This window comes from Leekyejoonella antrihumi (assembly GCF_007845645.1).
GTDB lineage: Bacteria > Actinomycetota > Actinomycetes > Actinomycetales > Dermatophilaceae > Leekyejoonella > Leekyejoonella antrihumi.
In genome coordinates this window covers 1-1040 of sequence record NZ_VCQV01000139.1, presented here as the reverse complement: position 1 = coordinate 1040, position 1040 = coordinate 1, and the positions used below count along the sequence as shown (strand labels likewise).

1 protein-coding gene is annotated in these 1040 nt (G+C 64.7%); it reads right to left on the bottom strand.

Annotation, left to right across the window (positions count from 1 at the left end; all coding sequences use genetic code 11):
* Positions 1-1040, bottom strand: a 1040-nt coding sequence (locus tag FGL98_RS25140; protein WP_342780009.1) for a peroxidase family protein, incomplete at both ends; no start/stop codon positions are given.

Here is a 1040-nt window from a genome sequence, read left to right as displayed (position 1 = left end):
CCGGCCCCGTCCTTGGCCTGCCACTGGTAGGCACCCGCCGGGGACTTGGTCAACTCCCACTCGTAACCGAACAAGATCTCAAAGAAACTGTTGTCCCACGTCGTCGGCGTGTTCGTCCAGGTGACCTCCAGACCACTGCCGATCGTGTCCCGGCCATGACCGGTCCCGTAACTGCCCTTCCAGCCCAGACCCATCTGCTCCAGACCCGCAGCCTCCGGCTCCGCACCCACATACTTCTCCGGATCCGCCGCGCCGTGCGTCTTGCCGAAGGTATGTCCACCGGCGATCAGCGCGACGGTCTCCTCGTCGTTCATCGCCATCTGCTTAAACGTCTCGCGAGTATCCCGCGCCGCACCCAACGGATCGGGCACACCGTTCGGGCCCTCCGGGTTGACGTAGATCAGGCCCATCTGGGTCGCCGCGAACGGCTTCTCCAACTCACGGTCACCGTGGTAGCGCTGGTCACCGAGCCAGGTCGTCTCCGGCCCCCAATACACGGACTCGTCGGGCTCCCACTCATCGACCCGGCCGCCACCGAAACCGAAGGTCGTGAAACCCATCGACTCCATCGCAACGTTCCCGGCCAGCACCATCAAGTCACCCCACGAGAGGCTCGACCCGTACTTCTGCTTGACCGGCCACAACACCCGCCGAGCCCGGTCCAACAACACATTGTCCGGCCAACTGTTCAACGGCGAGAACCGCTGCTGACCCGCGCCCGCACCACCGCGGCCATCCTCAATGCGGTACGTGCCCGCAGCATGCCACGCCATCCGCACCACCAACGGGCCATAATGGCCGAAATCCGCGGGCCACCAATCCTGCGACGTGGTCAGCACCTGGGTGATGTCCCGCTTCACCGCGGGCAGATCCAGGCTATTGAACGCCTTCGCGTAATCAAAATCCTCACCGAGCGGGTTGGCCACCGCAGGATTACGCGCGAGCAACTTCAGATTAAGCCGACCCGGCCACCAACCGGAACTACGCTCTCCCTCGGTCGGGTGCAGACCGCGCCCATGCACGACCGGACACTGCCCCCC